This window comes from Melioribacteraceae bacterium, assembly GCA_030584085.1.
Taxonomy (GTDB): Bacteria; Bacteroidota; Ignavibacteria; order Ignavibacteriales; family Melioribacteraceae; genus SURF-28.
This window is the reverse complement of the sequence record CP129490.1, coordinates 3,227,469-3,251,286: the sequence shown is the minus strand read 5'-3', so window position 1 is coordinate 3,251,286 and position 23,818 is coordinate 3,227,469. Positions and strand designations below refer to the sequence as shown.

Sequence of the window (23,818 nt, the reverse complement as noted above, 5' to 3'; positions counted from 1 at the left end):
AAATGTATTACTAAGATGTGTTAAAATCAAGTTGAATTTGTTTGAGTAATTGCAGGTAAAATTTCCGAAAAATTAATTTCTGTAAACAGTGTGCTTTTGGTTTATTTTCAATTGATTTGCACCTTCGGAAATTCCGTAATCTTCAATTACTAATTCGGATCCATTCTTTGAAACGTACTTTGTTGAAACATGCGTGCTAAACTTGTCAAGATTCTTTTTATACACTAAATTAATTGTTGAATCATGATACGAACAACTGACCATTTTGCTTCCTAAACAAATTTTTGATTCTTCAGCAATTGATACTAATTTATCCATAGTCACTGAGCTTATTTCATAATGCTCTGCCAAAAGTTTATGAGTCTTGTTTAGATTAATTGCGAATTCCTCAATTTCATTATTTCGAAGATGCTTGTATGCATCTTCGACCAATTTTCTTTCCAGCACGTTGTAAAGACATCTTGAATACAATCTTTTGGGAAGCATATGAATATGTCTTTCAAGAAATTTTTCTTCCACATCACGTAAGTTTTTAATTCCCCAAATGTATAAGCGTAAACCTTTCACACCAACTTCACATTCAACAATTCTATCTTTACATCTTTCATGAAAATTTTCTTTTTCGACATTAGTATTGCAAATAACAAGCCGAATATTTTCATTTATCGGTAAAAATTTTTTGAAGTCCGTTCTGCTATCATGATATAAAAGTGAATGTTCTTTGTGCATAAGTGAAGCATAAAACAGTGTTTTGCTTACAACAGGACCGAATAATTCGGTTTCCGATTTTACAGCCACTTCAACCATTTGATGATTGTTGAGGTCAAAACACGAAGTGCTCGATAAAGATTTCATGAATCCCATCATTGCAGCGGCATGATTACCAAGCCCAAACACTTTAGAAGTTTCATTTTTAATGAAACACTCAAAACCGCATTTAATATAATTTCCTTTTATTAGATTGTTGATCAGGTGAATTAAACTATGTAGTAGTTTATCGTCTGAAGAATCTTTAAAACCACCTGTTAAATCACCGGATATTTTCTGGTTATTATAAGCAATTTCAATTTTTTTTTGACTTTTTTGGCAAGCGAAATACACGAAGCTATCAACAACAGTCGCAATCATTATTCCATCGTTGTACTGTGTGTGATCTCCCATTAGAATTATGCTTGACGGGCTTTGAAAATATTTTACCGAGTTTGAAGTTCCAAAGTTTAGTTCAAAACCCAATTCTAACTTTGTTTGGATATCATTTGCGTTACTTTTCTTCGTCTTCATCACCGCACCTATATAATATGGATAATCAGTAATCACACCGAATATCCTAAAATAGTCTATAAGAGCCTTTTATCTTTTATAAATCAATATAACTTTTTTACTGAAAAATGTCTAAGTTTTTATTCAAAATAAGAACGAATATGGAGATAAAACTAAGTTTTGTTACTTGAAAAAATTGCCCACAAAATTGAAAATCTCAGTGAAAAAATTGGGAAAAGTGTTTCTTGGTTAGCCTTCGTTTTAGTCCTTCTTGTTTGCTTCGATGTAGTCTCGCGATATCTTTTTAAGTTTAGCAGTGTTGCTGTTCAAGAATTAGAATGGCATTTATTTGCTGTAATTTTTCTTATCGGTGCGGCATATACTTTAAAACATGATGAGCATGTTAGAGTTGATTTGATTTATTCTCGCCTTTCTCAAAAAGCTCAAGCACTAATTAATATTTTGGGAACGATTTTATTTTTAATCCCGTTTTGTTTGATGATTGTTTATGCATCACAAAATTTTGTTATATCCTCATTTAATATGTCAGAAACCTCACCCGATCCGGGCGGACTTCCGGCTAGATATATTCTCAAAGCAATTCTACCAATTTCGTTTTTATTAATTCTAATTCAGAGTTTTGCTCTAATCATTCGTTCGCTCGTGCAATTCAGAAAAGCTTCTTACAAGGAAAATTTATGATGGAAGCTATGCCTATAATTTTTTTCATTGTGGTTTTACTTTTATTGCTAGCCGGTTTCCCGGTGGCATTCACGCTTGGCGGGGCATCGATAATATTTGGTTTATTTACATTTGGTTTTGATTTCTTCAATCTGCTTCCTCTCCGTATTTGGGGAATAATGAACAATTACATTCTTATTGCCGTACCGTTGTTCATATTCATGGGAGTAATGTTTGAAAAGTCCGGATTAGCAGAAGAACTTCTTGAAACAATGGCTTTATTGTTCGGTAAACTAAAAGGTGGTTTGGCAATTTCTGTTTTGATAGTTGGCACTTTGCTCGCTGCCGCAACAGGAATTGTTGGGGCGACGGTTGTTACTATGGGGGTTTTGAGTTTACCTACAATGTTAAAACGAGGTTATAGTCCACAAACAGCAACCGGTATTATTTCTGCATCCGGAACATTGGGACAAATAATTCCTCCGTCAATTGTATTAGTTCTGCTTGGAAGTGTATTGAATATCTCCGTCGGTGATTTATTTATGGCCGCGGTTATTCCGGGATTTATGTTGGTTTCACTTTACTTCTTATATATTGTTTTAAAGACTTTTATTGATCCAAAATCAGTTCCGGCTATGCCAAGAGAAGATTTAGAAAGTTTCAGAAGAGACATGAAGTTTGTCAATATTATTGGTGCATTCATTGCACCATTGTTTTTAATTATTGCTGTTCTTGGATCAATCTTTGCCGGAATTGCATCGCCAACCGAAGCCGCAGCTATTGGTGCACTTGGAGCCACATTACTAACAATCGGAAGAAAAAAGTTTACGTTGTTAACATTAAAAGATGTAATGACAAGTACAACCAGATTGACAAGCATGGCATTCTTGATATTGGTTGGTGCTTCAGCTTTCGGTTTGGTTTTTAGAGGAATGGGTGGTGATAGATATTTGACACAATTAATCAGCGGGATTGAAGCTCATCATTTCTTGGTAATAGTTATGTTGATAATCTTTATCGCCGGATTCTTTATCGATTTTATTGAGATCACATTTATCATTGTGCCTGTAATTGCTCCTATTTTTGTTCATTTAGGAATTGATCTCTTGTGGGTTGGAATACTCATTGCAATGAATTTACAGACATCTTTTTTAACTCCACCTTTTGGTTTTGCACTTTTCTATTTGAAAGGCGTTGCACCACCGGAAGTATCGACAACTCATATTTACAAGGGCATCATACCTTACGTAATAATTCAGCTGATAGGATTATTAATCGTAATCCTGTTTCCACAAGTTGCTCTCTGGCTGCCGGCTACTCTTAAATAATTTTTAAAGAGTTTCGTAATTCGGTTCTACAATTGAATCCCATTGATACATCATTTCATGAAAATTTTTGTAAGATGGATAAATTTTCTTACTCATAGAGTTAGATTCGACTATTTCATCAATTGCTTCCTTTGCAAATTTTCGGAAACTAGTTAAAACATCTTCCGGAAATTTTTTGAATTGTACTTTTGTTTCATTTTTTATTTTAGAATAATACTCAGCATTATTCTTTTTAAACAAACCGAACATTTTTATATTTGCCGCTTCTGCAGCCTGTATTATTATTTGTTTTAATTCATCCGGTAATGATTCATACACGGATTTATTTATAGTCAACTCAAGTACGCCTGTCGGTTCCGCCCAACTTGGATAGTAATAGTATTTTGCAATTTCATGAAACCCCATTAAGTAATCATGATATGGACCTATCCAATCGGTTGCGTCAATTACTCCTCTTTCGAGATTTGTATAAATTTCACTTCCTGCTGAAAGCACTGCCGACCCACCTGCTTTATTAATAACTTTACCGCCGATACCGGGAAATCTCATTTTTAATCCACGAACATCATTCAAAGAATTAATTTCTTTGTTGAACCATCCGCCCATTTGTGCCCCTGTATTACCTGCGGGGAAAGCGATCAAATTAAATTGTTGATAAAGTTCATGCCAAAGTTCAATCCCGCCACCGTTATATAACCAAGCATTCATTTGTGATGTATTCATACCAAAGGGAAGACTTGTAAAAAATTGTGCTGCCGGAGCTTTACCTGCCCAATAGTAAGATGCAGAATGTCCCATCTCAGCAACACCTTGACTTACTGCATCAAAAGTTTCCAACGGTGGAACCAGTTCACCACCACCATAAACTTGAATTTTGATTCTACCACCCGACATACTTTCGATATCTTTTGCCAGTTGATCAGCGCCTTCACCTAATAATGGAAAGTGCGGAGCCCAAGCTGTAACCATTTTCCATGAATAGGTTTTATTCATGTTAATGTTAACAGATTTTTGTTCTTCGTTATTTGAGCAGCCGAATAATAATGCACCGCCGCTTGCCAATGCAGTGGTTTTTATGAAATCTCTTCTCTTTGAATTCAACTTTTTACTCCTTGTTCTTTCAATAACTTTTCAATTTTTTTAATTGTTAAAGGTGCAGAACCTTCGTAATGATTATTAACGTTTATATAAATATCTATTTGCTTTGACAAAAGTAACGAAATTATATAAACTAATTTTTCTAACTCAACATCTTTTGGTTCGATAATTTTATTCCATTCACCGCCGCTTTTTACTTCGATTCCTTTTCTATCCGGTCCATGTAAACGAATCACGACGGTTTTGGGAAGAAGATCAATAAACTTTTCAATTAGTTCAAAAATAGGCGGCATGTAATAGCCTTGCAGAAAAACGGGAATTAAATCATACTCTTTTAGAAACTCAAAGTAAGTTTTATTGAGATAATTCGGATTACGTATTTCAATTCCCCACAAATAATTTCTGATTATCTTATCACAAAAATTTGCGAGTTGAAGTTGGAAGTCGTGCTGGCTTTTCATTTTGTGTTTGTTCAAATATTCGAACTGCAGCATGAGAGGACCGAGTTTATCTTTCATCGGCTCTAATGTTTTGAGAAATTCGTTAGTCAATTCTTCCGATAAAAAATATGGATTTGCTTTAAGCGGATCAGATTTTGATCTATTATAAAAATGTGTAAGCGTTATGCTGTTCGGTACTTTAATTGAAAATCTAAAATCCTCGTCAACTGATTTTGTATAAGTCTCAACATCATGTAATTGCGGTAAATTAATTTTTTTCTCTCCAAACAAAGACCAAAACCATTGATCGATTTCAACGGTGCTGTAATGATTAGAATATTCATGTAGATAATTTATCTTTGGTTCATTCGGATAAATTAATCCTTTCCAAGAATCATATTTCCAACTGCAAGTGCCGATTCTGAGGTTGCTCATATTCTTTTATGAATAGTGAAATGAATTTTTACGTATAAAGGTAAGAATAGTATTGAAAATTTTCAGTCATTGGTTATATTAAATCGATGAGAAAATAGTGGTAAACCCGAAGAAGTTTAGCTAAAAAAAGAGCGACCAAATGATCGCTCTCAATTATACATTAACAATTTTACATTCTACATCACTTCATTCTTTTCGGTCCGGCTTTTTTAACTTCATCGGTCACACCTTCTTCAAAGAGCTTAAAGTTCTCGATGAATCTTGCAGCAAGAGCATCATATTTTTTCCAGTACTCTTTTTCGTTACCCCAAGAAGTTGACGGATCTAAAACATCTTCGGGTACTTCCGGACAACTTGTAGGAACTTCAAAACCGAATAACTTATCTTTTCTGAATTTCACTTTTTCTAATTGTCCGTCCAATGCAGCGTTAAGTAAATTACGAGTGTGGCGAATACTAATTCGTTTACCGACACCAAACGCACCGCCAACCCATCCGGTATTTACTAACCAAACATTTACGTTGTGCTTCAGCATTCTTTCTTTCAGCATTTGTGCGTAATCAAAAGGATGACGAACCATAAACGGTGCACCGAAACATGCCGAGAAAGTTATCTGCGGTTCAATACCTAAACCGATTTCAGTTCCGGCAATTTTTGATGTGTAACCGCTTATAAAATGATACTGTGCTTGTGCGGGATTTAGTTTTGCAATCGGAGGAAGTACACCCGATGCATCACAAGTTAAGAATATTATATTTTTCGGATGTGCATGAACATATCCTTCCGAAATAATATTCGGTATAAACTCAACCGGATATGAAGCGCGTGTATTCTCCGTAAGTATATCATCATCCAAATCGATTCTGCGAGATACCGGATCGAATACAACGTTTTCTAAAATTGTTCCGAATCTTCTAGTTGTTTCATAAATCTGCGGTTCGTGTTCTTCACTTAAACGAATAACTTTTGCGTAACAACCACCTTCGAAATTGAATACGCCTTCGCTGCTCCATCCGTGTTCATCATCGCCGATAAGTTTTCTTTTTGGATCGGCAGATAATGTTGTTTTACCCGTTCCGCTTAATCCGAAAAACAATGCTACATCATCGTTATTTCCGATGTTTGCCGAACAGTGCATAGGTAACACATCTTCAAATGTTAGAAGAAAATTAAGAACGGTAAAAATTGATTTTTTAATTTCTCCGCCATAAAGAGTATTCGCAATAATTGCAGTTCTTTGGTCGAAGTTTAGAATTATCCCGGTTTCAGTTCTTGTTCCATCAACTCGAGGGTCAAGTATGAAGCCGGGGACACAAATAACGGTAAACTCCGGAGTGAACTTTCTTAATTCATCTTGATCATCGGTTGTTATAAACATGTTTCTTGCGAATAAACTATGCCAAGCTTTTTCGGTAATAATTCTTATCGGCATTCTGTATTCAGGATCAGCACCAGCATAACAATCTTGAACAAAAAGTTCTTCACCTTGGCAATAAGCTTGAACTCTTGCCAAAATCGTATTGAATTTTTCATTTGTAATCGGTCGGTTATATTCACCCCACCAAATATTATTTTCTGTTGATTCTTCTTTAACCACAAATTTATCATTTGCGGCACGAGCGGAATGTTTTCCTGTGTTTACAATTATAGGACCTTGTTTTGTAATTTTACCTTCATTTCTGAAAATGATTTCTTCGTACAAAGCTTCATCGGGTAAATTCCAATACACAGCATCGAGGTATGTCAATCCTTGATTCTTTAATCGAAAATCTGAAGCAAGTGTCATTGCCTCTTTTTGTGCGGGAGTTTTGAATTCTAGATATTTACTCATGACCAATCCCTCACTAATTTTCTGTCGCCAATATAAAGTTCATTCGGTGAATTAGGATCGAGTGCCCATTTCATTCTTTCAATACCTTCGGTAATCTCTTTAATGCTTCCGCAATAACTTAATCGAAGATGTCCGTCTAAACCGAATTCCGCACCGGGAACAGTTAATACCAAAACTTTATCAATGAGGAAACTTGATAATTTATTAGAATTCTCTTCATAGTTAGAAAAATCTGCTAAGCAATAAAAGGTGCCGTCGGGAACAGTAACATGAACTCCATTGAATGATTTCAATCTTGCCATCATTATGTTACGGTTGTTTTCAAGTGTAACTCGTAAGTTTTCTATACTTGATTGAATTCCATTCAAAGCACCGACTGCTGCTTTTTGTAAAAGTACTGAAGGACCGGAAGTTTGATGACCTTGAATGTTTGTCATTACTTCTATCAATTTTCTGTTTGCAACAGCCCAGCCGATTCTGAATCCTGTCATTGCATAAGCTTTGGAAACGCCGTTAATTAAAATCATGTTTGATTCTTCCAACGGTTTCTTAGCAAACTTAAATGGGTTGATCTGTTTTCTTCCGTCAAAAATTAATTTGTGGTAGATATCATCCATTATTAAATAGATATCTCTTTTCTCACAAAGCTCAACAACTGCAGCTATAAAATCTTCCGAATACATTGCACCTGTCGGGTTGTTAGGACTATTAATAATTATAGCTTTTGTGTATGAACCGATTCTTTGTTCAATGTCTTCAATGCGTGGATAAAACGTTCCATCTTCAGGTAGAACAGGAACAGGAATACCTCCGCAAAGTTTTACCATATCAGGATAACTAACCCAGTAAGGTGAAGGGAAAATAACTTCTTCTTGGGGATTAACAATTGCTTGAAGAGCAACCATTAATGCTTGCTTTGCCCCACCGGAGGCCATTACATTTTCCGGTGCAACTTTTTTACCATAATTTTCTTCTGTGTAACGAATGATTGCTTTTTTAAGATCGGGAATTCCATCAGCAGGAGCATATCGAATTTCACCGGTGTTTAAATGCGCCGATGCTGCAACTATTGCATCGAGCGGTGCTTTACTTTTTGGCTCTCCACCCCCGAGATGAATAACCGGATCACCTTTTTGTCTTAATATTGCCGCTTTTTCATTCAAAGCTAGGGTGGGGGAGGCTTTAATTGATCTTGCGATTTGACTGATACTCATAAAATATCCTTAAAATGAATGTTTTTTAACACAATTAAAACAGTATCTGAATGTCCAAAAATAGAGGTACTTTTATAGATTAGCAAGGATTTAAAAGCAGAAGTCAGAATTCAGCAGTAAGAAGTCAGAAGAATATTCATTGTACTAATAAGAGTTGTTGACCAAGCTCTCCAAGTAAACTTTTTAAAGTAATTACCATAATGAAGAATGCGAACAAATAATTATACCTTATTTCCCAATAATCTCATTCAATCCATCAATTACCTGTATTAATTCTTCTTCCTTTATGTGAGTTATTTTCTTCCCGAGCCGCGAGACAGAAAGTGTTCTGATTTGGCTGATTTTTATCCATGACTTTTTAGGAAGTTTTTTTGAGGTAATTTCAAGGGTTAATGGAAACCCGGCTTTTTGTTCTTTACTAGTTAAGGCGACGGCAATGGCCGTTCCAGAATTTTCATTAAAAACATTGTGGCTTAAAATTAAAACGGGACGTTTACCGGCTTGTTCATTACCCAGAGTTGGATCTAAGTTTGCCCAAACAATATCGCCTCTTAGTATTCTGGCCATTCGCTGACTCCACCATTAATATTTTCGTCGGCTAATAGCTGCTCTTCAGCTATGTTTAATTTTGCACTTTCAATTGCTAATCTTGATTTATCAATTTTTGAGAGCTTTTCTTCAAGAGCAATTTGGATTGCTTTACTTCTGCTAGGGAAAAGATTTTTATCTACTAAAAGATCAATTCTTTGAAGAATTTTCTTATCAACCGAAATTGCTATTTTAGTTGTAGTTGCCATTTATTTCTCCGGTATGACTGATGGTAATACCACAAAAATAGATTCATTTCGTCTAAGAAGCAAATGTGTGCTTGATTACAGGTTAAGCGATAGGGGAGTGAAAATTTTTTATAGCAGGAATTAATTTGTCCCGGCAACAGATAATTGAATTTCTTTACAATCTTCCGATAGCAAATCATGAAGTATCATCTGTTCTTTGATAAGTGCGAAAACATTTTCGAGTTCTTTTAACTCTAGTAAAATATTTTTGTTAAAAGAATTTTGTTTCATTGAGAAAAGGTTTCTATAATATTCGATGCCATTAGCAAGATTATCTCTAAATGTTTCAAAGTATTTCAATTGATTAGTTGAAGGAGCTTCATTTATTTCGTTGATTTCGTCCATTAAATAATCCAGATATAATTTTAGTTCCTTTATGAACATGTTTGGACGATTTGTTCTTGTGATAAGGTTTGCTCTTCCATAAATATGATCAACCATTTCTTTTAGTGAAACAATAGAAGAAAAATATGCCATATTTGGTCCGGGACAAATTAGTGTACCCTCGCCGTCAATTTTTGTTGAGACATTATAATTTTGTACGGCAGATGTAGCTAGTCCAACGCATAAACATGCCTTATCAATTATCTTTTTATAATTTGTATCAAGTTCTTTTTTGTTTAAGTCCTGTGACTTGAGTTCTTTTATCTTTTCCGATTGATATTTTATTGAAGCCGTACAAATCGGTTGTTCACCAAATTCTGTATTCGATTGAAGATATTTTTTGGGACAAGGACTTCCCGGTTTTCCGTTAAGAGCATTCGCCAATTTCTCTAAATCTTTGGTGTTTCCTTTTATACTGTTGAATGGAACACCTAGCGGTGAAATTCTGCTTAAGTACAAATCGTCTTCTTTTGCATCACTTAATAATCTCAAAGTTTTCGGATCGACATTTGTGACTTCGGGAACCAATAAGAACGGACTTCCCCAACCAACCGAATCAACTTCATAGTTATCGATTAAAAATTTTTGTTCTTCGTATGTGCCGACACCGCCTTGCGCAGTAAATTTTTGCTGATGCGGATTCTTATTGAATTCAATATTTTTTTGTCTTAGTGCTTCGGTATAAATTTGGTGATTGATTTCTAAAAGAGAGTTACGATTTTTCTTAAACTCTTCCAGAATTGGTCCCATTAAAAATCCGTCCGATGCAAAAGCGTGACCACCACAGTTTAAGCCGGATTCAATTCTGTATTCAGAAATCCACAAACCTTTTTTTGCCAGAAACTTACCTTGTATTAATGCGGAACGATAATCACTAACTTTTAGAATAATTTTCTTTCTTAATTCACCGTTTTCTGTTGGATAAAAATCTTTGAACTCTTCAAAGTAACTATATAAACGAGGATTCATACCGGCAGAAAGTACAATTGAAGAATTAAGATCACTATTTGCGTATCCTCTCAAAGCGGCGTGGGCATAATTATGAATAATCGGAAGTTTCTCATTTCCTTTATAAACTGCGCCGTCAACTTTTGTCATAATATTAATATCAATACTGCCTAAGTGAAGTTGGTCTAAAGCCCAATCTTTAATCGAATCTAATTGATTAGTTGTTTCTGCTGCGTTATAGATTATTTTCAAATCGGAATCATTAGGAAGCAATTCAATATATTTTTTGAATTCTCCATCTCTTTTGCCAAAAGAATTTTTGAGAGCTTCAAAATTATTGTTGACGATTTCATTAACTAGATTCAGATAAGCCGTGATTCGTTTTGCGCGAAAATCATATTCGGATGTTTTAATTTCTTCATAGGTTATGCCTGCTTTAGCGGAATGATATTCGCGTATTTTCTCAATCAGATCATCATCCATTATTGAAATGACCGAATCGATTCCGTAGTGCGCAACTTTAATTGGAGTATCAATCGAAAAACCAAGTCCCATTACTGGGATATGAAATTTATGTATCGTATTAAACATTGAATTTGCTTTCTCTACTTTCTAAATAAATTCAGATAGAGACGAAGATATAAATAAAAAATCCGGATCAAGAGAATATATTGTAAAAGAATTGTAAAAGTTTTATTGAAGTGGTTTGGTTTGCAATAACAGCAATTTTGGATAAATATTTATTGAGTCCAATATGCTTGTAATCTTCCGGAAAAATTTTCAGGAGTTTCAGAATAAATAAATGGTGATAATGATTTTGCATCACTTTGTAATTTTAATCTTTCCTGCCCGATGTAATTAAAAAGTTTTGTTTGAAATTCTTTATTAGTACAAAGAGTAGATTCTTTCATTAACAAATTCCTTAATTCGGCAAGATCATGTTCTAAGCCTAATACATCTGAAAGCTGTGAAAGTTTAGCAGCTAGCAAAGTCATATATTCCGGCCATGCATCTTCTAAGATTCGAGTCTGGTACCACAAATATTTAGCTCGTTTTCTCCACTCGTGAAAATTAGACGCAGATGGATATCTCACAGCAGTTTGCATAGCATTTAGTCCTCGTTCGTAAACTAAATTAATACTCGGTATTAATTGTGTAAAAGTTTTTTTTCGAAGAGGAAGTTTAATTATATCGGATTTATGATTTTCTAGAATATTTATAACTGCTTCAATTAATTCCTTATTCTTTTTGAATTGCGAGCGTACTCGTCTTGCTCGTACTGATAAATTCTTTTTTAACAGATCATATTCGTTTTGCTTTATCTCATTTGAATAATTCTTTTTTATCAAGTTTAAGGATTCGACCATAACCGCAGCATCTCTGATAGGTGAAAGAATTCTTCCTGTATCTCTGAACAAGATATTTTCCTTTTTGAAAATATCTTCACCAAGTTCATTTCTTACTAATCGCAGTAGTCCTCGCATTTTCTTAAAATTTTTACGTGTTTCGTGTATTGATACATCAAATGAAGTTTGAACAACTCCTAAGCGTGAAATCGAATCATCGAGCAACTCAATTGCAATTCGTTTTATTTCCCTATTTATAGGGTCGTTATGTATAATTTTAAAGTTCATTGATAACTTTGCGCTATTGAACAAATAGGATAATATTCATATTATAATTTATCAATAATAATCGGCATGTAGAATGGGTACTGCGCAACTTTTATATATTACTCTTGGAGTTATTATCATCGGATTGGCTATTGTAACCGGCTTGCAGATGTTTCAAGTTTACTCGCAGGATAGCGCGCGCGAACAATTAATTAGTCATAGTCTTACAATATTATCAAAAGCCGAAGAGTATTATAAGAAGCCGACAAATCTTGGAGGAGGTGGTGGATCATATAATGGGTTTCAACTTCCTAGTGAATTTACCCGCAATGAACTCGGTAAGTTTTCGGTTTCACTTGTCGCAAATAATCAGAGGGTAAACATCGATGCAAAAGGCGATTTAAATGGTTATGATGGAAACAATCCTGTAAGAATTATTGCAAGAATCTCTAAAAACAATAAAAATCGATATGGCGAGATGCAAATTTTAGTTAGAAACTGATTCTCACATTAGTTAACTTTTACATCGAAATCTTTTTATCTATTAATAGAGAGTAGATTGCAGGCACCGAACGTAACATATATAAAGTATCTAATCAATTTATCTCAAAAAGGGAGAAAGAATTCCTTTTTAGAGCTTTGTGAGATTAATCTTGCTAGAGTATATGCAATTTGCGGATTGTGTTTAGGTGATGCAAATATTGCCGAAGAAGTTACAAAAGATGTATTTCTTTCGGCATGGCAGAATATCAAATTTGTTCGCGAAGATACTGCTGTAACTGCATGGTTAAGAGGAATTGCGGTATTTGAAATTATGGAGGAATTACGAACCCGCGAAGTTCGAGCAAAGGTTTATCCCGCCGAAAAGAAAAATGATTCGACAATTTTTAATCGTGTTCATACCAATAGTCAATTTGAAAGCACAATTTTAGAACTACCAGAACTTGAACGTACTATTTTTGTATTGCATGATGTTGAAGGTTACGATTATGAAGAAATAGCAGGTTTTTTTGGTGATCTCACAATTGATGAAATAAAAAGAATCATAAGAAATTCTCGTGCAACTTTAACGGGAGTCGATATTCAATGACCAGAGACGACGTTAGAAATTTAATGCACGATTATTTTGACGGACTACTTTCTTTAGACGAAAAGGATACTATTGAATCTTACCTCGAAGAATACGAAGACCTTGCTGCCGAATATGAATTACTAAATAAATTAATAAAGAAGGCTCAATCACTTCCAATAGGCATTAAAACACCGCAGACAGTGTTGAGCAAAATTTCCGATGAGTTACTATCCCAGAGTTTGGAAAAAATCAAATCTGATAAACAGAAAAAGATACGAGAGATTACCGAACAAACCGAGAGCGAGGGTGAGAAAAGAAAACGTCTAAAGTTAGATTCAGGTATTTCTGCAAAATCAGTAGACAGAGATCTTGTAAACACATTTGAAAAGAAGAGTTTACCAAAGAAACCTTTAATTGCTATACTAGCAGTGATTCTTATTGTTGGCGGATATTTTATTTATGATTTTTTTAATACCAACTTACCGTGGAACTTAAAATTGAATTATGGTAATTATTCAATCGTTCCGACATCGAGTGCATCAACAATAGATAATAATCAAATTATCACCACCGAAGATTCGACAAAAGTTTCAATTAATATCCCTAATGCAGGAAGAGTTGATTTAAGAAGTTTCTCCTCGTTAAAAGTATTGAAAGGAAAAGATTCTGAAAATATCATTTCACTTACCTCCGGAAGATTGGATGCTGTTTGTAAAATTGATGATCCAAGATTAACTATTATTACCCCTCAAGCAGAATTAAAAATTATAACCGGAAATTTTACTGCTTCAATTAACAACGTATCGTTTCTGAATTTGGAAACCGCTAATGGCATTTTAAAAGTTTCCAATTCTAAAGAAGAAATTACACTCGTTCAAGATCATAAATGCACAATTTCAAGTGATGGCACAATTGGAATTCCTTATCATATCGCTGCAGATTCAAGTTTAATTTCCCTTGTGGATAAAATAAGTTTTGGTACTCCTTCAATTGCAGATTTTGGAAAAGTTTTGAATATTGCTCAACCATTAGACGGCATGACACTTTTATACCTTATTCCAAAAGCCAAAACACCGGCAGACCGCATTCCGATTTACCAAAAGTTAAACGAATTTTATCCGGTTGTTCCCGGAATTACACAAGAGGGAATTATTAAGCTGGATAAGAAAATGCTCGAACTTTGGCACAATGAAATTGAATGGCAGATATAATTAAATAACAGTAATTCCCACGATTATTCCGACAATTAAACCAAACACAATGTGAGCCGCCCAATGTAATACCGCAACTGCTATTCCGGTTTTCTGAAATTTTTCCAAAGGATGATGTTCTGCGATAATTACAACTAAGACCAAAGCTACTACCGCTCCATGAAATATTCCTATTGCTACCCCGTATGCAATTGAACTTTCTACTGTAACCGTATTAAACAAATCAATTGCAAGAGCATAAACAATTGAGAAAAAAATACCCGAAGAATAGTGTAATAATAATCCGGGAATCAAAGCATTTTCATACTTTTTTGTAATCAAACTTCCGACAGCCCTCACCATGTCGCCATTGGCTAGTCCTGCTTTATCAAAAATATACAGGATGGCCGTCATACCGCTTGTGGCAAGTATGCCTCCGAGTAAGGCAATATGAAAATATTGATTTATGGTAAAGTCAATCATCTTATTCCTTTCTTTAGTAAGGCGTTTTAAAATATAAAAGATCGTAACTGATAAACAAGTGAAATGATATACAAATAATTTTTAAGTTCTATTCTAATTATCTATTTTGGATTTAATAACTAAAAAAACTTACCATGAAAAGAATTCTATGCGGAATTGACGGCGGCGGCAGTAATACTAAATTGTTAATTACCGATGAAAACTTAAATGTATTGACAGAAGACGTTGGCGGAGCTTCAAATTTTCTTAAAATTGGATTTGAAGAAGCGGTTCTCAATGTAATTAATTTACTCGATCCACATCTCAATAATTACAAAGATCACGAAATTGCATTAGTTATTGGAACTGCCGGAGCCGGAAGGAAAGACAGTGCTGAAAAATTTCAGGATTATTTAAGTGAGAGTCTTCCCAAAACTCAACATATAAAAGTTGTATCCGATGCAGAGATCACAATTAAAGGTGCATTCGAAAATGAAGACGGTGCAATTTTGATTGCCGGAACAGGCTCCATCTTATTTTATAAAATTGAGAATATAATAAATCGAGTTGGCGGATTTGGAAGATTAATAGGTGATGAAGGTTCAGGTTATTCCATCGGTCAAAAGGGATTAAACTTATTTTCTAAAATGGTTGATGGTAGAATTAATAAAAGTGAATTGTTTCTCATAGCTAAAACAGAATTAAAAGTAAATTCAACAAATGAACTGATCGATCTGATTTATAAAAACAATTATGAAATATCACAATTTGCTGAAGTTGTAATTAATGCGGCATCAAAAGGAATTCAAGATGCTATAAACATTTTGCAAAGTGAAGCTAATGAATTGCTAATACATTTAAAAGCAATGTGTGATTCAGTAAAATTTGATCGACTTAATTTAATTTTAACAGGCGGACTTCTTCAATCTGAAAATTATTACAAAAAAATGCTTACCGATATTATAAATAAAAAACTGCCTCAATTAAAAATTATTGAACCAAAACATAGCGCCGAGTTTGGTGCTGTTCTTATAGCTAAGAATTTATTCAAAGGAATTGAATGAAGGAAAGAAAAATCAGAAGTCCTTGGACTTGGGTCCCTTCGTTGTATTTTGCGGAAGGCATGCCCTATATTATTGTAATGACTGTCTCTGTTATAATGTATAAGCGGCTTGGCTTATCGAACACAGACATTGCTCTTTACACAAGCTGGCTTTATTTGCCTTGGGTTATAAAACCATTATGGAGTCCGGTTGTTGATCTGTTTAAAACAAAACGGGCTTGGATTTTAGCAATGCAGTTAATTATTGGTGCCGGTTTAGGCGGAATTGCATTAACAATCCCGGCGGATAATTATATTCAACTTACTTTATTATTTTTTTGGCTGATGGCTTTCAGTTCTGCTACACATGACATTGCAGCCGATGGGTTTTATATGCTTGGTTTGAGTGAACATCACCAAGCATTTTTTGTCGGAATAAGAAGTACATTTTATCGTTTTGCGATGTTAACCGGACAGGGTCTTCTTGTAATACTTGCAGGGTATTTCGAAGAATTATACAGCATAAAAACAGCATGGGTAATTGTATTTGTTATTCTTGCCGGATTATTCGTTCTATTTTTTATCTATCATTATTTCGCCTTACCTTATCCGGGTGTTGATGTATCTCGCAAAGCAGTTTCCGCAAAAAAGTTTTTCGAAGATTTCATCAATACATTCTTAATGTTCTTTAAGAAGAAAGGAATTTTAATAACAATAGGATTTTTACTTTTCTATAGATTCAGCGAAGCCCAGCTCGTTAAAATAGCAGCACCATTTCTATTAGATAAAAGAGAAATAGGCGGATTAGAATTAACTACATCCGAAGTTGGTTTAATTTATGGCACTATCGGATTGATTGCATTGATGATCGGAGGAATTCTTGGTGGAATTGTTTGTTCAAAAGACGGGCTTAAAAAGTGGCTATGGTGGATGTTGATCGCAATCAACTTGCCGAATACAGTTTATGTATATATGTCTCTTCTTCAACCCGAATCATTCTATATGATATCTTCATTAATTGCAGTTGAACAATTTGGATATGGATTTGGTTTTACTGCATACATGCTTTTTATGATATATGTTTCAGAAGGAGAACATAAAACAGCACACTTCGCGATTACAACGGGTTTTATGGCTCTGGGAATGATGATCCCCGGAATGTTCAGCGGTTGGCTTCAAGAAGCACTGGGTTATAAAATGTTTTTTATCTGGATTTTAATAGCAACAATACCGGCATTTGTGATCACAAAATTTATTAAAATCGATCCGCTATTCGGGATTAAGAAAGAAAAATAGTCATGCGAACTGCTGTAGGATTTTTGATAATATTATTAATTTCGATAATCATTCCTTCCGAGAATATTACGCAGCTTCGTAAACCCAAGCATACCTTTGATAAATTATTTCCTTTATCGCAAGACGACCAAAAATGGGTTGAATCAACATTAAATTCATTAACACTTCGCAAAAAAATTGCGCAGCTGGTTATACCGTATGCAAATGGACAAGATACGATAAAGTATTCCAGACAATACAATAGATTGAAGAAACTTGTAGAGGATGAACAAGTAGGTGGGATTATTTTTTTAGCCGGTGATATAGAAAATCAAACGGCTATAATTAACCAACTTCAGAAGAGATCAAAAATTCCTCTCTTAATTTCAGCCGACTATGAGCGCGGACTGGGTATGCGTTTATCCGATGCAGTTGAGTTCCCGTATAAAATGGCATTTGCTGCTTCGGGAAATCCAAAAAATGATTACTATATGGGGAGGATTGTAGGGCAGGAAGCAAGAGTACTTGGAGTGCATCAAAACTATGCACCGTTAGTTGATGTAATTCATGATTATAGAAATCCAATTATAAATGTAAGAGCATATTCATCCGACCCGGATGTTATTGCAATTCATTCTGATGCTTTCATAAGAGGAATGCATGAAAGCAACTTGATATCTACCGCAAAACATTTTCCCGGTCATGGTGCAACAGATTTAGATTCGCATAATGAACTTCCGCTGATTGAATTAACTAAAAAAGAACTTTGGGAAGTTGACCTAAAAGCATTTCAATTTGCAATTGATGCAGGTGTAAAATCAGTAATGATAGGTCATCTTGATGTACCAGAATTAACAGATGTTGAAGGCGCTCCGGCAACTTTTTCATATAATGTAGTCACTACTCTTCTAAAAAATGAAATGGGATTTGACGGATTGGTTGTAACAGATGCACTCAACATGCAAGCTTTAACGAATGATTATACACAAGCACAAATCGGTTTGCTTTCAATTCAAGCTGGCTGCGATATTTTGTTATTCCCCAGCAAAGAAAAAGAAATGATTGATGGTATTGTTGATGCTGTAAATCTAGGAAGAATTTCGGAAGAGAGAATTAATGAATCGGTTAGAAAGATTTTGAAAGTTAAAAAATGGTTGAAGCTTGATGAAAACAAATATGTAGATATTCATCAAGCCAGAAAAGAAATAAACAAACGATCCCATTTTAGATTAGCACAAGACATCGCTGAAAGTTCAATTACTTTAGTTAAAGATGAACAGAATATCATACCAATTAACCCTGACGATTATTCAAAAGTAATTTCTGTTACAATAAGTGATTCGCGATTTGCCAAAACAATTGAAGATCCGTTTCTTTTTGAAGAAGTGTTAAATCAAGAACTTGGATACGTTAAAAATTTTAGAATGAATTTTAGTAGCACAGAAAAAGATTACAAGAAAATTCTTGAAGAAGTTTCTGAAAGTGATCTTGTTATTTTATCAATCTATGCAAACGTCAGATCATCAAAAGGAACAATAGATCTTCATCAAGATCAGTTTAATTTTATAAGAGATATAATAAAAAATGGTAAACCGACGATTGCGTTAAGTTTTGGAAATCCATATCTGTTAGCGGAAGTTCCGGAAATACCGACTTACTTTGCGGCATACGGAAACGTAGCAGTTACTCAGTCATCAGCAATAAATTCTTTGCTGGGAAATATTGCAATCCGTGGAAAACTTCCGATCAAAATTCCTAAAACCCAATTTGATTTCGGAACCGGGTTACAAAAGAATGCTAAAAATATATTCTTTCAAAAAATGCGATCGGATTCAAACTATATTTTTAGTTCGGTTGATTCATTGATGAGAAATGCGGTATCAGAAAAAGTTTTTCCCGGTGCACAATTATTAGTCGGACATAGAGGGAGAGTAATCTACAGAAATAATTTTGGTTCCGGTACTTATGAAAAAGGAGCAAAGAGAATTGAAGACAATTCAATTTTTGATATTGCATCATTGACAAAAGTAATCGGAACGACTTCTGCGGTTATGCTTCTCTATGATCAGGGTAAAATTTCGTTGGAAGATAAAGTTATTGAATATTTGCCGCAGTTTGATAACAACGGTAAAGATAGAATAACAATAAAAAATTTATTACTTCATAATTCCGGATTGCCCGCATTTAGACCTTTTCATAAAACACATAAAACAGCGGATGAAGTTATTAATTCAATCATGAATATTGAATTGGATTTTAAGCCGGGAATAAAATATCAATATAGTGATCTGGGAATGATTGTTCTTCAGAAAGTCATAGAGAAGATTACCAACATGAAATTCGATGTTTATCTAAAAGAAAATCTGTTCGATAAACTCGGTATGAAAAACACATTTTTCAATCCATCGCCAAAAGTTTGGTACAATTGTGTTCCGACCGAACAAGATAATTATTGGAGAATGCAATTGATGAAAGGGAAAGTTCATGATGAAACCGCGTATCTATTAAACGGAGTTGCGGGACATGCCGGATTGTTTTCTACTTCTGAAGATTTAGCAAAATTAATCTACTTGTACGTTAATGAAGGTAAAGTCGGGGATAAACAATTTTTCAAAAAAGAAACAATTGATCTTTTTACCAAGACAAATTCGGAACTAAGTTCACGAGCTTTAGGTTGGGATACTAAATCGGAAGAAAAATCATCTGCCGGAAAATTATTTTCTAAAAATTCATTTGGTCATACCGGATTTACCGGCACATCAATTTGGGTTGATAAGGATGAAAAATTGTTTGTTATTCTTTTATCCAATAGAGTTTTTCCAACACGTGACAATACGAAGATCATTCCATTCCGATCAGTTCTACATGATGCTATTTATAAATCCGTAACAAATTAAAGAACATTTTTAATCTCAGCTTCGTCTAATTACAAAATTTTGAGGATTGTTTGGAAAACGAAAAGATTATCGAAGTTTCCGGGTTAACTAAAAAGTACAAAAATCTTATTGCAGTTAATAACCTAGACTTGAATGTCTATCGCGGCGATGTGTTTGGTTTTCTTGGTCCTAATGGAGCAGGGAAAAGTACAACAATCCGAATGTTGCTTACATTAATTAAACCGACATCCGGTAATATTAAAATATTTGGGAAATCGCTTCAGAAAAATCGATTAGAAATCTTAAAGAAGATAGGTGCAATTGTTGAGAAACCGGATTTTTATCTGTACTTAACAGCCTATAAAAATTTGGAAATACTTGGTAAAATTTCCGGTGCCGATGTTTCAAAACAAAATTTAATGAAACATCTCGAAATAATTGGATTGGATAAAAGATATAACAGTAAAGTAAAAACATTTTCGCATGGAATGAAACAAAGACTCGGAATAGCACAAGCACTTCTTCATGATCCCGAACTTATTATTCTTGATGAACCTACCACCGGTTTAGATCCACAAGGAATGAAGGAAATCCGTGACTTAATTATTCGTTTAAGTAAAGAACAGAATAAAACAATTTTTCTTTCATCTCACATACTTCACGAAGTTGAGTTAATCGCAAACAGAATGATTATAATCAACAAAGGTTCAACAAAAGTTGAAGGCACAGTCGATGAATTATTAAATCCCGATTTCTTAAAAGTAAGTATTGAAGTTGATGACATTATGAAAGCATTTGAGGTTATAGAATTAACTCAATGGGTTGATTCATTTGTGCAAAAAGAAAAAAATCAACTGGTATTTGAAATGCAGAAAAGTGAAATACCGGAATTGAATTCATACTTAATACAAAACGGAATCAATGTAAGTGCAATTATTCCGATCAGATCATTAGAAGATTATTTCCTAAGAATTACCGAGACAACCGAATGATAATTAAATTAATCTCGATCGAACTATCTAAAATATTTAGAAAATTGAGAACGTATATCGGGTTTGGCGCTATTGCTGTTTTGGTACCGATTGTTCAGATATCCCTTTATTTCAACGGTGAAGGATATGTCGATTTCGCTACAAGAAATCTCAAAGATTCGTTTTTCTTTGTCGGCAATTTATTGAACGGTTATTTAGTAGCATATTTGATTTTACAGGCATTGTTCATACACATACCATTCTTAATTGTTCTTGTTGGTAGTGATCTTTTTGCCGGCGAAGCAACTTCGGGTACTTATAGAATGTTAGTTACCAGACCGGTTTCCCGTTTTAGTATTGCTTTCTCAAAATTTATTGCCGGATTCATTTACACAAATCTTTTACTTGCTTGGTTATTGATTATCAGCATGGGTGTAAGTTTGTTGATCTTTGGTCCGGGTGAATTAATTGTATTGAGGGATAAAGTTTACATCTTTGCCGCTGACGATGTTATTTGGCGATTTGTATTAGCGTACGGCTTTGCTATGATAAGTATGACAACCGTATTCACGCTTTCGTATTTCTTTTCTTCATTGGTTGAAAATGCAATCGGACCTATAGTTGTAACAATGGCAGTTATTATTGTTTTCATTATTATTTCGGCTCTTCCGATTGAAGCATTGGAATTTATTAAACCGTATTTGTTCACAAATCATATGATAAAATGGCGCGAGTTTTTTGGTGACCCGGTTGGTTACGATGTTATAATTGAATCGGGATTAATATTGCTTGGCCATATTGTAGTTCTATTTGCAGTTACAACTTATATATTTAATCGTAAGGACATTCTTACATGAGAAAGATAATTTATCTATTAATTATTGCATCAGTTTTATATTCACAAACTGTTGATCCGAATGAAGTACTTCAAAAAACCAAACAAAAGATAAACAGTGTAGAAGATTATCAAGTTGAAGCAGTTATAAAAATTGATGTAAATTTTCTTCGAGTTCCGGAAACTCACGCAACCATTTATTTTAAACAACCCGATAAAATTAAGATGGAATCTACGGGTTTTGCGTTACTTCCTCGACAAGGATTGAATTTTTCGCCTGCAAATTTATTGAAAGACGAATACACGTCGGTTTTTGCTAAGGAAGATATAATTAATAAGAATCCTGTTTACTTAATAAAAATACTTCCGTTATCGGATTCGTCGGAAGTCGTGCTCTCGAATCTCTGGATTGATAAGAATAAATTTATTGTTTACAAAATCGAAACAACCACAAAAAAAAGCGGGACTGTTACAATCGATATTAAATATGGTGAACAAATTGAACACGCTCTGCCATCCGAGTTAAGAATTTCATTCAAAGTCGATCAGATGAATTTACCACCGGGTATGACAGGCGAATTTGAATCAAATCAAGAAACCCAAAAAGAAGGTAAGATGGAAGGTACAGTAATTGTTCAATACGAAAACTATAAAGTAAATATTGGTCTGAAAGATGAATTTTTTATAGAAGAAGAGAAATCAAAAAGAAGATAGATTTATTTGTAAGATTGATCTTAAAACTCTTTAGTTGCTATTATAACCCACTATTAGCACTAAAACACGTATTTCAGTCCAAATTGATTCTTAGACCCAAATCGTTTAATTTAGCATACATTTTAATAGGAAATTAACGGAAGGAACTAATGAAAATTCACGAATATCAAGCAAAAGAGATATTGCGGAAGTTTAAAGTTGCAGTACCTGAAGGAATAGTTGCATTTAATGTTGATGAAGCAGTAGATGCGGCAAAAAGAATAGGTGGAAATGTTTGGGTTGTGAAGGCTCAAATTCATGCCGGTGGAAGAGGAAAAGGCGGTGGTGTTAAAGTTGCTAAAAGCATAGATGAAGTCCGCGAATATGCTAAACAAATTTTAGGAATGAATTTAATAACTCATCAAACCGGTCCTGAAGGCAGATTAGTAAAGAGATTATTGATCGAACAAGGTATAAATATTGAGAAAGAACTCTATCTGGGAATTACATTAGACAGAGTCTCATCAAAAAATGTTATTATGGTCTCAACTGAAGGCGGTGTTGAAATAGAAAAAGTTGCTGCCGAAACTCCCGAGAAAATTCTAAAAGAAGCAATTGATCCCGGTGTCGGTATTCAAGCTTATCAAGCAAGAAAATTAGCATTCGGACTCGGTTTGGAAGGCGAACAATTAAAGAATGCCGTAAAATTTATTATGGCTCTTTACAACACATATGAAGCTACCGATGCATCTTTAGCCGAAATTAATCCTTTAGTTGTAACTAAAGAAGGAAACGTAATTGCTCTCGATGCAAAAATGAATTTTGATGATAACGCATTATTCCGTCATCCGGATATTATCGAATACAGAGATTATGATGAAGAAGAACCGCTTGAAATTGAAGCATCAAGATTCAATTTGAATTACATTAAGTTGGACGGTAATGTTGGTTGTATGGTCAACGGTGCCGGTCTCGCAATGGCTACAATGGATATAATAAAATTAGCCGGCGGTGAACCTGCAAACTTTTTAGATGTCGGCGGCGGTGCAAATAAAGAAACTGTATCAAATGGATTTAAAATTATTTTATCTGATCAAAATGTGAAAGCAATTTTAATTAACATCTTCGGCGGCATTGTAAGATGCGATAGAGTTGCACAAGGTGTTATTGACGCTGTAAAAGAAATAAACGTACAAGTTCCTATTGTTGTTAGATTAGAAGGAACTAATGCAGAGGAAGCCGGTGTTTTATTAAATGAATCCGGTTTAAAATTTGAAGTCGCACAAAGTTTACAAGATGCGGCAAAAAAAGTTACGGCAGTTTTGAATTAAAAA

General features: G+C 34.3%; 22 protein-coding genes. 12 read left to right on the top strand and 10 right to left on the bottom strand.

All coding sequences use genetic code 11. The annotated features are described in order from the left end of the window. Positions 1-72: 72 nt before the first annotated feature. A complete protein-coding gene (locus tag QY331_14655) occupies positions 73-1,281 on the bottom strand; it encodes a galactokinase family protein (protein ID WKZ69199.1) in 1,209 nt (402 codons plus the stop codon). Between the two features lie 159 nt (positions 1,282-1,440). Between QY331_14655 and QY331_14650 the strand changes: the two genes are divergently transcribed. Together QY331_14650 and QY331_14645 are read left to right on the top strand one after the other, a co-directional pair. Continuing rightward, the gene (locus QY331_14650) at positions 1,441-1,962 is read left to right on the top strand and encodes a TRAP transporter small permease subunit (GenBank protein ID WKZ69198.1); all 522 of its coding nucleotides are present in this window, start codon (positions 1,441-1,443) and stop codon (positions 1,960-1,962) included. Beyond that, positions 1,959-3,269, top strand: a complete 1,311-nt coding sequence (locus tag QY331_14645) for a TRAP transporter large permease subunit (protein ID WKZ69197.1) — start codon at positions 1,959-1,961, stop codon at positions 3,267-3,269. The genes QY331_14650 and QY331_14645 overlap by 4 nt, the downstream gene beginning before the upstream one ends. Positions 3,270-3,272: 3 nt before the next feature. Here the strand turns inward: QY331_14645 and QY331_14640 are convergent, their stop codons facing one another. From QY331_14640 to QY331_14605, 8 genes are all read right to left on the bottom strand, one after another. Continuing rightward, entirely contained in the window at positions 3,273-4,370 is a 1,098-nt protein-coding gene (locus QY331_14640; protein ID WKZ69196.1) for a TRAP transporter substrate-binding protein, read from the bottom strand. Beyond that, positions 4,367-5,242, bottom strand: a complete 876-nt coding sequence (locus QY331_14635) for a DUF72 domain-containing protein (GenBank protein ID WKZ69195.1) — start codon at positions 5,240-5,242, stop codon at positions 4,367-4,369. The genes QY331_14640 and QY331_14635 overlap by 4 nt, the downstream gene beginning before the upstream one ends. Positions 5,243-5,423: 181 nt before the next feature. Next, entirely contained in the window at positions 5,424-7,073 is a 1,650-nt protein-coding gene (pckA, locus tag QY331_14630; protein ID WKZ69194.1) for a phosphoenolpyruvate carboxykinase (ATP), read from the bottom strand. Continuing rightward, positions 7,070-8,287: a pyridoxal phosphate-dependent aminotransferase gene (locus QY331_14625; protein WKZ69193.1), complete on the bottom strand. Its 1,218-nt coding sequence runs from the start codon at positions 8,285-8,287 to the stop codon at positions 7,070-7,072. Before QY331_14625 ends, pckA begins: the two co-directional genes overlap by 4 nt. A 228-nt stretch (positions 8,288-8,515) precedes the next feature. Continuing rightward, complete coding sequence (locus QY331_14620) at positions 8,516-8,854, bottom strand: type II toxin-antitoxin system PemK/MazF family toxin (GenBank protein ID WKZ69192.1); 339 nt, start codon at positions 8,852-8,854, stop codon at positions 8,516-8,518. Then, positions 8,839-9,084 (bottom strand): ribbon-helix-helix domain-containing protein, encoded by a 246-nt coding sequence (locus tag QY331_14615; protein WKZ69191.1) that lies wholly within the window; start codon positions 9,082-9,084, stop codon positions 8,839-8,841. The genes QY331_14620 and QY331_14615 overlap by 16 nt, the downstream gene beginning before the upstream one ends. A gap of 120 nt (positions 9,085-9,204) precedes the next feature. Then, complete coding sequence (locus QY331_14610) at positions 9,205-11,046, bottom strand: hypothetical protein (protein WKZ69190.1); 1,842 nt, start codon at positions 11,044-11,046, stop codon at positions 9,205-9,207. Between the two features lie 149 nt (positions 11,047-11,195). After that, on the bottom strand, positions 11,196-12,089 hold the full coding sequence (locus QY331_14605) for a CHAD domain-containing protein (GenBank protein WKZ69189.1): 894 nt from the start codon (positions 12,087-12,089) through the stop codon (positions 11,196-11,198). Positions 12,090-12,162: 73 nt separating this feature from the next. Between QY331_14605 and QY331_14600 the strand changes: the two genes are divergently transcribed. Genes QY331_14600 through QY331_14590 form a run of 3 tightly spaced genes read left to right on the top strand, consistent with a single transcriptional unit; the run spans position 12,163 to position 14,351 of the window. Further along, positions 12,163-12,570: a hypothetical protein gene (locus tag QY331_14600; protein ID WKZ69188.1), complete on the top strand. Its 408-nt coding sequence runs from the start codon at positions 12,163-12,165 to the stop codon at positions 12,568-12,570. A 57-nt stretch (positions 12,571-12,627) separates the two neighbouring features. Then, positions 12,628-13,158 (top strand): RNA polymerase sigma factor, encoded by a 531-nt coding sequence (locus QY331_14595; protein ID WKZ69187.1) that lies wholly within the window; start codon positions 12,628-12,630, stop codon positions 13,156-13,158. Then, on the top strand, positions 13,155-14,351 hold the full coding sequence (locus QY331_14590; GenBank protein WKZ69186.1) for a FecR domain-containing protein: 1,197 nt from the start codon (positions 13,155-13,157) through the stop codon (positions 14,349-14,351). Before QY331_14595 ends, QY331_14590 begins: the two co-directional genes overlap by 4 nt. Here QY331_14590 and QY331_14585 read toward each other — a convergent pair whose 3' ends face one another. After that, complete coding sequence (locus tag QY331_14585) at positions 14,352-14,813, bottom strand: hypothetical protein (GenBank protein WKZ69185.1); 462 nt, start codon at positions 14,811-14,813, stop codon at positions 14,352-14,354. Positions 14,814-14,947: 134 nt separating this feature from the next. Between QY331_14585 and QY331_14580 the strand changes: the two genes are divergently transcribed. The 7 genes from QY331_14580 to sucC all read left to right on the top strand — a co-directional run bounded on the left by QY331_14580 (position 14,948) and on the right by sucC (position 23,815). Then, on the top strand, positions 14,948-15,856 hold the full coding sequence (locus QY331_14580) for a BadF/BadG/BcrA/BcrD ATPase family protein (protein ID WKZ69184.1): 909 nt from the start codon (positions 14,948-14,950) through the stop codon (positions 15,854-15,856). Beyond that, positions 15,853-17,130, top strand: coding sequence for an MFS transporter (locus QY331_14575; GenBank protein ID WKZ69183.1), 1,278 nt, complete (start codon positions 15,853-15,855; stop codon positions 17,128-17,130). The genes QY331_14580 and QY331_14575 overlap by 4 nt, the downstream gene beginning before the upstream one ends. Positions 17,131-17,132: 2 nt before the next feature. Continuing rightward, the gene (locus QY331_14570; protein ID WKZ69182.1) at positions 17,133-20,006 is read left to right on the top strand and encodes a glycoside hydrolase family 3 N-terminal domain-containing protein; all 2,874 of its coding nucleotides are present in this window, start codon (positions 17,133-17,135) and stop codon (positions 20,004-20,006) included. A gap of 50 nt (positions 20,007-20,056) precedes the next feature. Further along, positions 20,057-20,977: an ABC transporter ATP-binding protein gene (locus tag QY331_14565; GenBank protein WKZ69181.1), complete on the top strand. Its 921-nt coding sequence runs from the start codon at positions 20,057-20,059 to the stop codon at positions 20,975-20,977. Beyond that, positions 20,974-21,813, top strand: a complete 840-nt coding sequence (locus QY331_14560; protein ID WKZ69180.1) for an ABC transporter permease subunit — start codon at positions 20,974-20,976, stop codon at positions 21,811-21,813. Before QY331_14565 ends, QY331_14560 begins: the two co-directional genes overlap by 4 nt. After that, complete coding sequence (locus QY331_14555) at positions 21,810-22,505, top strand: hypothetical protein (GenBank protein WKZ69179.1); 696 nt, start codon at positions 21,810-21,812, stop codon at positions 22,503-22,505. The genes QY331_14560 and QY331_14555 overlap by 4 nt, the downstream gene beginning before the upstream one ends. A gap of 149 nt (positions 22,506-22,654) precedes the next feature. Continuing rightward, the gene (gene sucC / locus QY331_14550) at positions 22,655-23,815 is read left to right on the top strand and encodes an ADP-forming succinate--CoA ligase subunit beta (protein ID WKZ69178.1); all 1,161 of its coding nucleotides are present in this window, start codon (positions 22,655-22,657) and stop codon (positions 23,813-23,815) included. Positions 23,816-23,818: the final 3 nt, after the last annotated feature.

Coding starts and splice junctions, on each gene's coding strand:
- QY331_14655 (WKZ69199.1), bottom strand. CDS start 1,281: ATGAAGACGAAGAAAAGTAACGCAAATGATATCCAAACAAAGTTAGAA.
- QY331_14645 (WKZ69197.1), top strand. CDS start 1,959: ATGATGGAAGCTATGCCTATAATTTTTTTCATTGTGGTTTTACTTTTA.
- QY331_14635 (WKZ69195.1), bottom strand. CDS start 5,242: ATGAGCAACCTCAGAATCGGCACTTGCAGTTGGAAATATGATTCTTGG.
- pckA (WKZ69194.1), bottom strand. CDS start 7,073: ATGAGTAAATATCTAGAATTCAAAACTCCCGCACAAAAAGAGGCAATG.
- QY331_14625 (WKZ69193.1), bottom strand. CDS start 8,287: ATGAGTATCAGTCAAATCGCAAGATCAATTAAAGCCTCCCCCACCCTA.
- QY331_14620 (WKZ69192.1), bottom strand. CDS start 8,854: ATGGCCAGAATACTAAGAGGCGATATTGTTTGGGCAAACTTAGATCCA.
- QY331_14615 (WKZ69191.1), bottom strand. CDS start 9,084: ATGGCAACTACAACTAAAATAGCAATTTCGGTTGATAAGAAAATTCTT.
- QY331_14610 (WKZ69190.1), bottom strand. CDS start 11,046: ATGTTTAATACGATACATAAATTTCATATCCCAGTAATGGGACTTGGT.
- QY331_14605 (WKZ69189.1), bottom strand. CDS start 12,089: ATGAACTTTAAAATTATACATAACGACCCTATAAATAGGGAAATAAAA.
- QY331_14600 (WKZ69188.1), top strand. CDS start 12,163: ATGGGTACTGCGCAACTTTTATATATTACTCTTGGAGTTATTATCATC.
- QY331_14590 (WKZ69186.1), top strand. CDS start 13,155: ATGACCAGAGACGACGTTAGAAATTTAATGCACGATTATTTTGACGGA.
- QY331_14585 (WKZ69185.1), bottom strand. CDS start 14,813: ATGATTGACTTTACCATAAATCAATATTTTCATATTGCCTTACTCGGA.
- QY331_14580 (WKZ69184.1), top strand. CDS start 14,948: ATGAAAAGAATTCTATGCGGAATTGACGGCGGCGGCAGTAATACTAAA.
- QY331_14575 (WKZ69183.1), top strand. CDS start 15,853: ATGAAGGAAAGAAAAATCAGAAGTCCTTGGACTTGGGTCCCTTCGTTG.
- QY331_14570 (WKZ69182.1), top strand. CDS start 17,133: ATGCGAACTGCTGTAGGATTTTTGATAATATTATTAATTTCGATAATC.
- QY331_14560 (WKZ69180.1), top strand. CDS start 20,974: ATGATAATTAAATTAATCTCGATCGAACTATCTAAAATATTTAGAAAA.
- QY331_14555 (WKZ69179.1), top strand. CDS start 21,810: ATGAGAAAGATAATTTATCTATTAATTATTGCATCAGTTTTATATTCA.
- sucC (WKZ69178.1), top strand. CDS start 22,655: ATGAAAATTCACGAATATCAAGCAAAAGAGATATTGCGGAAGTTTAAA.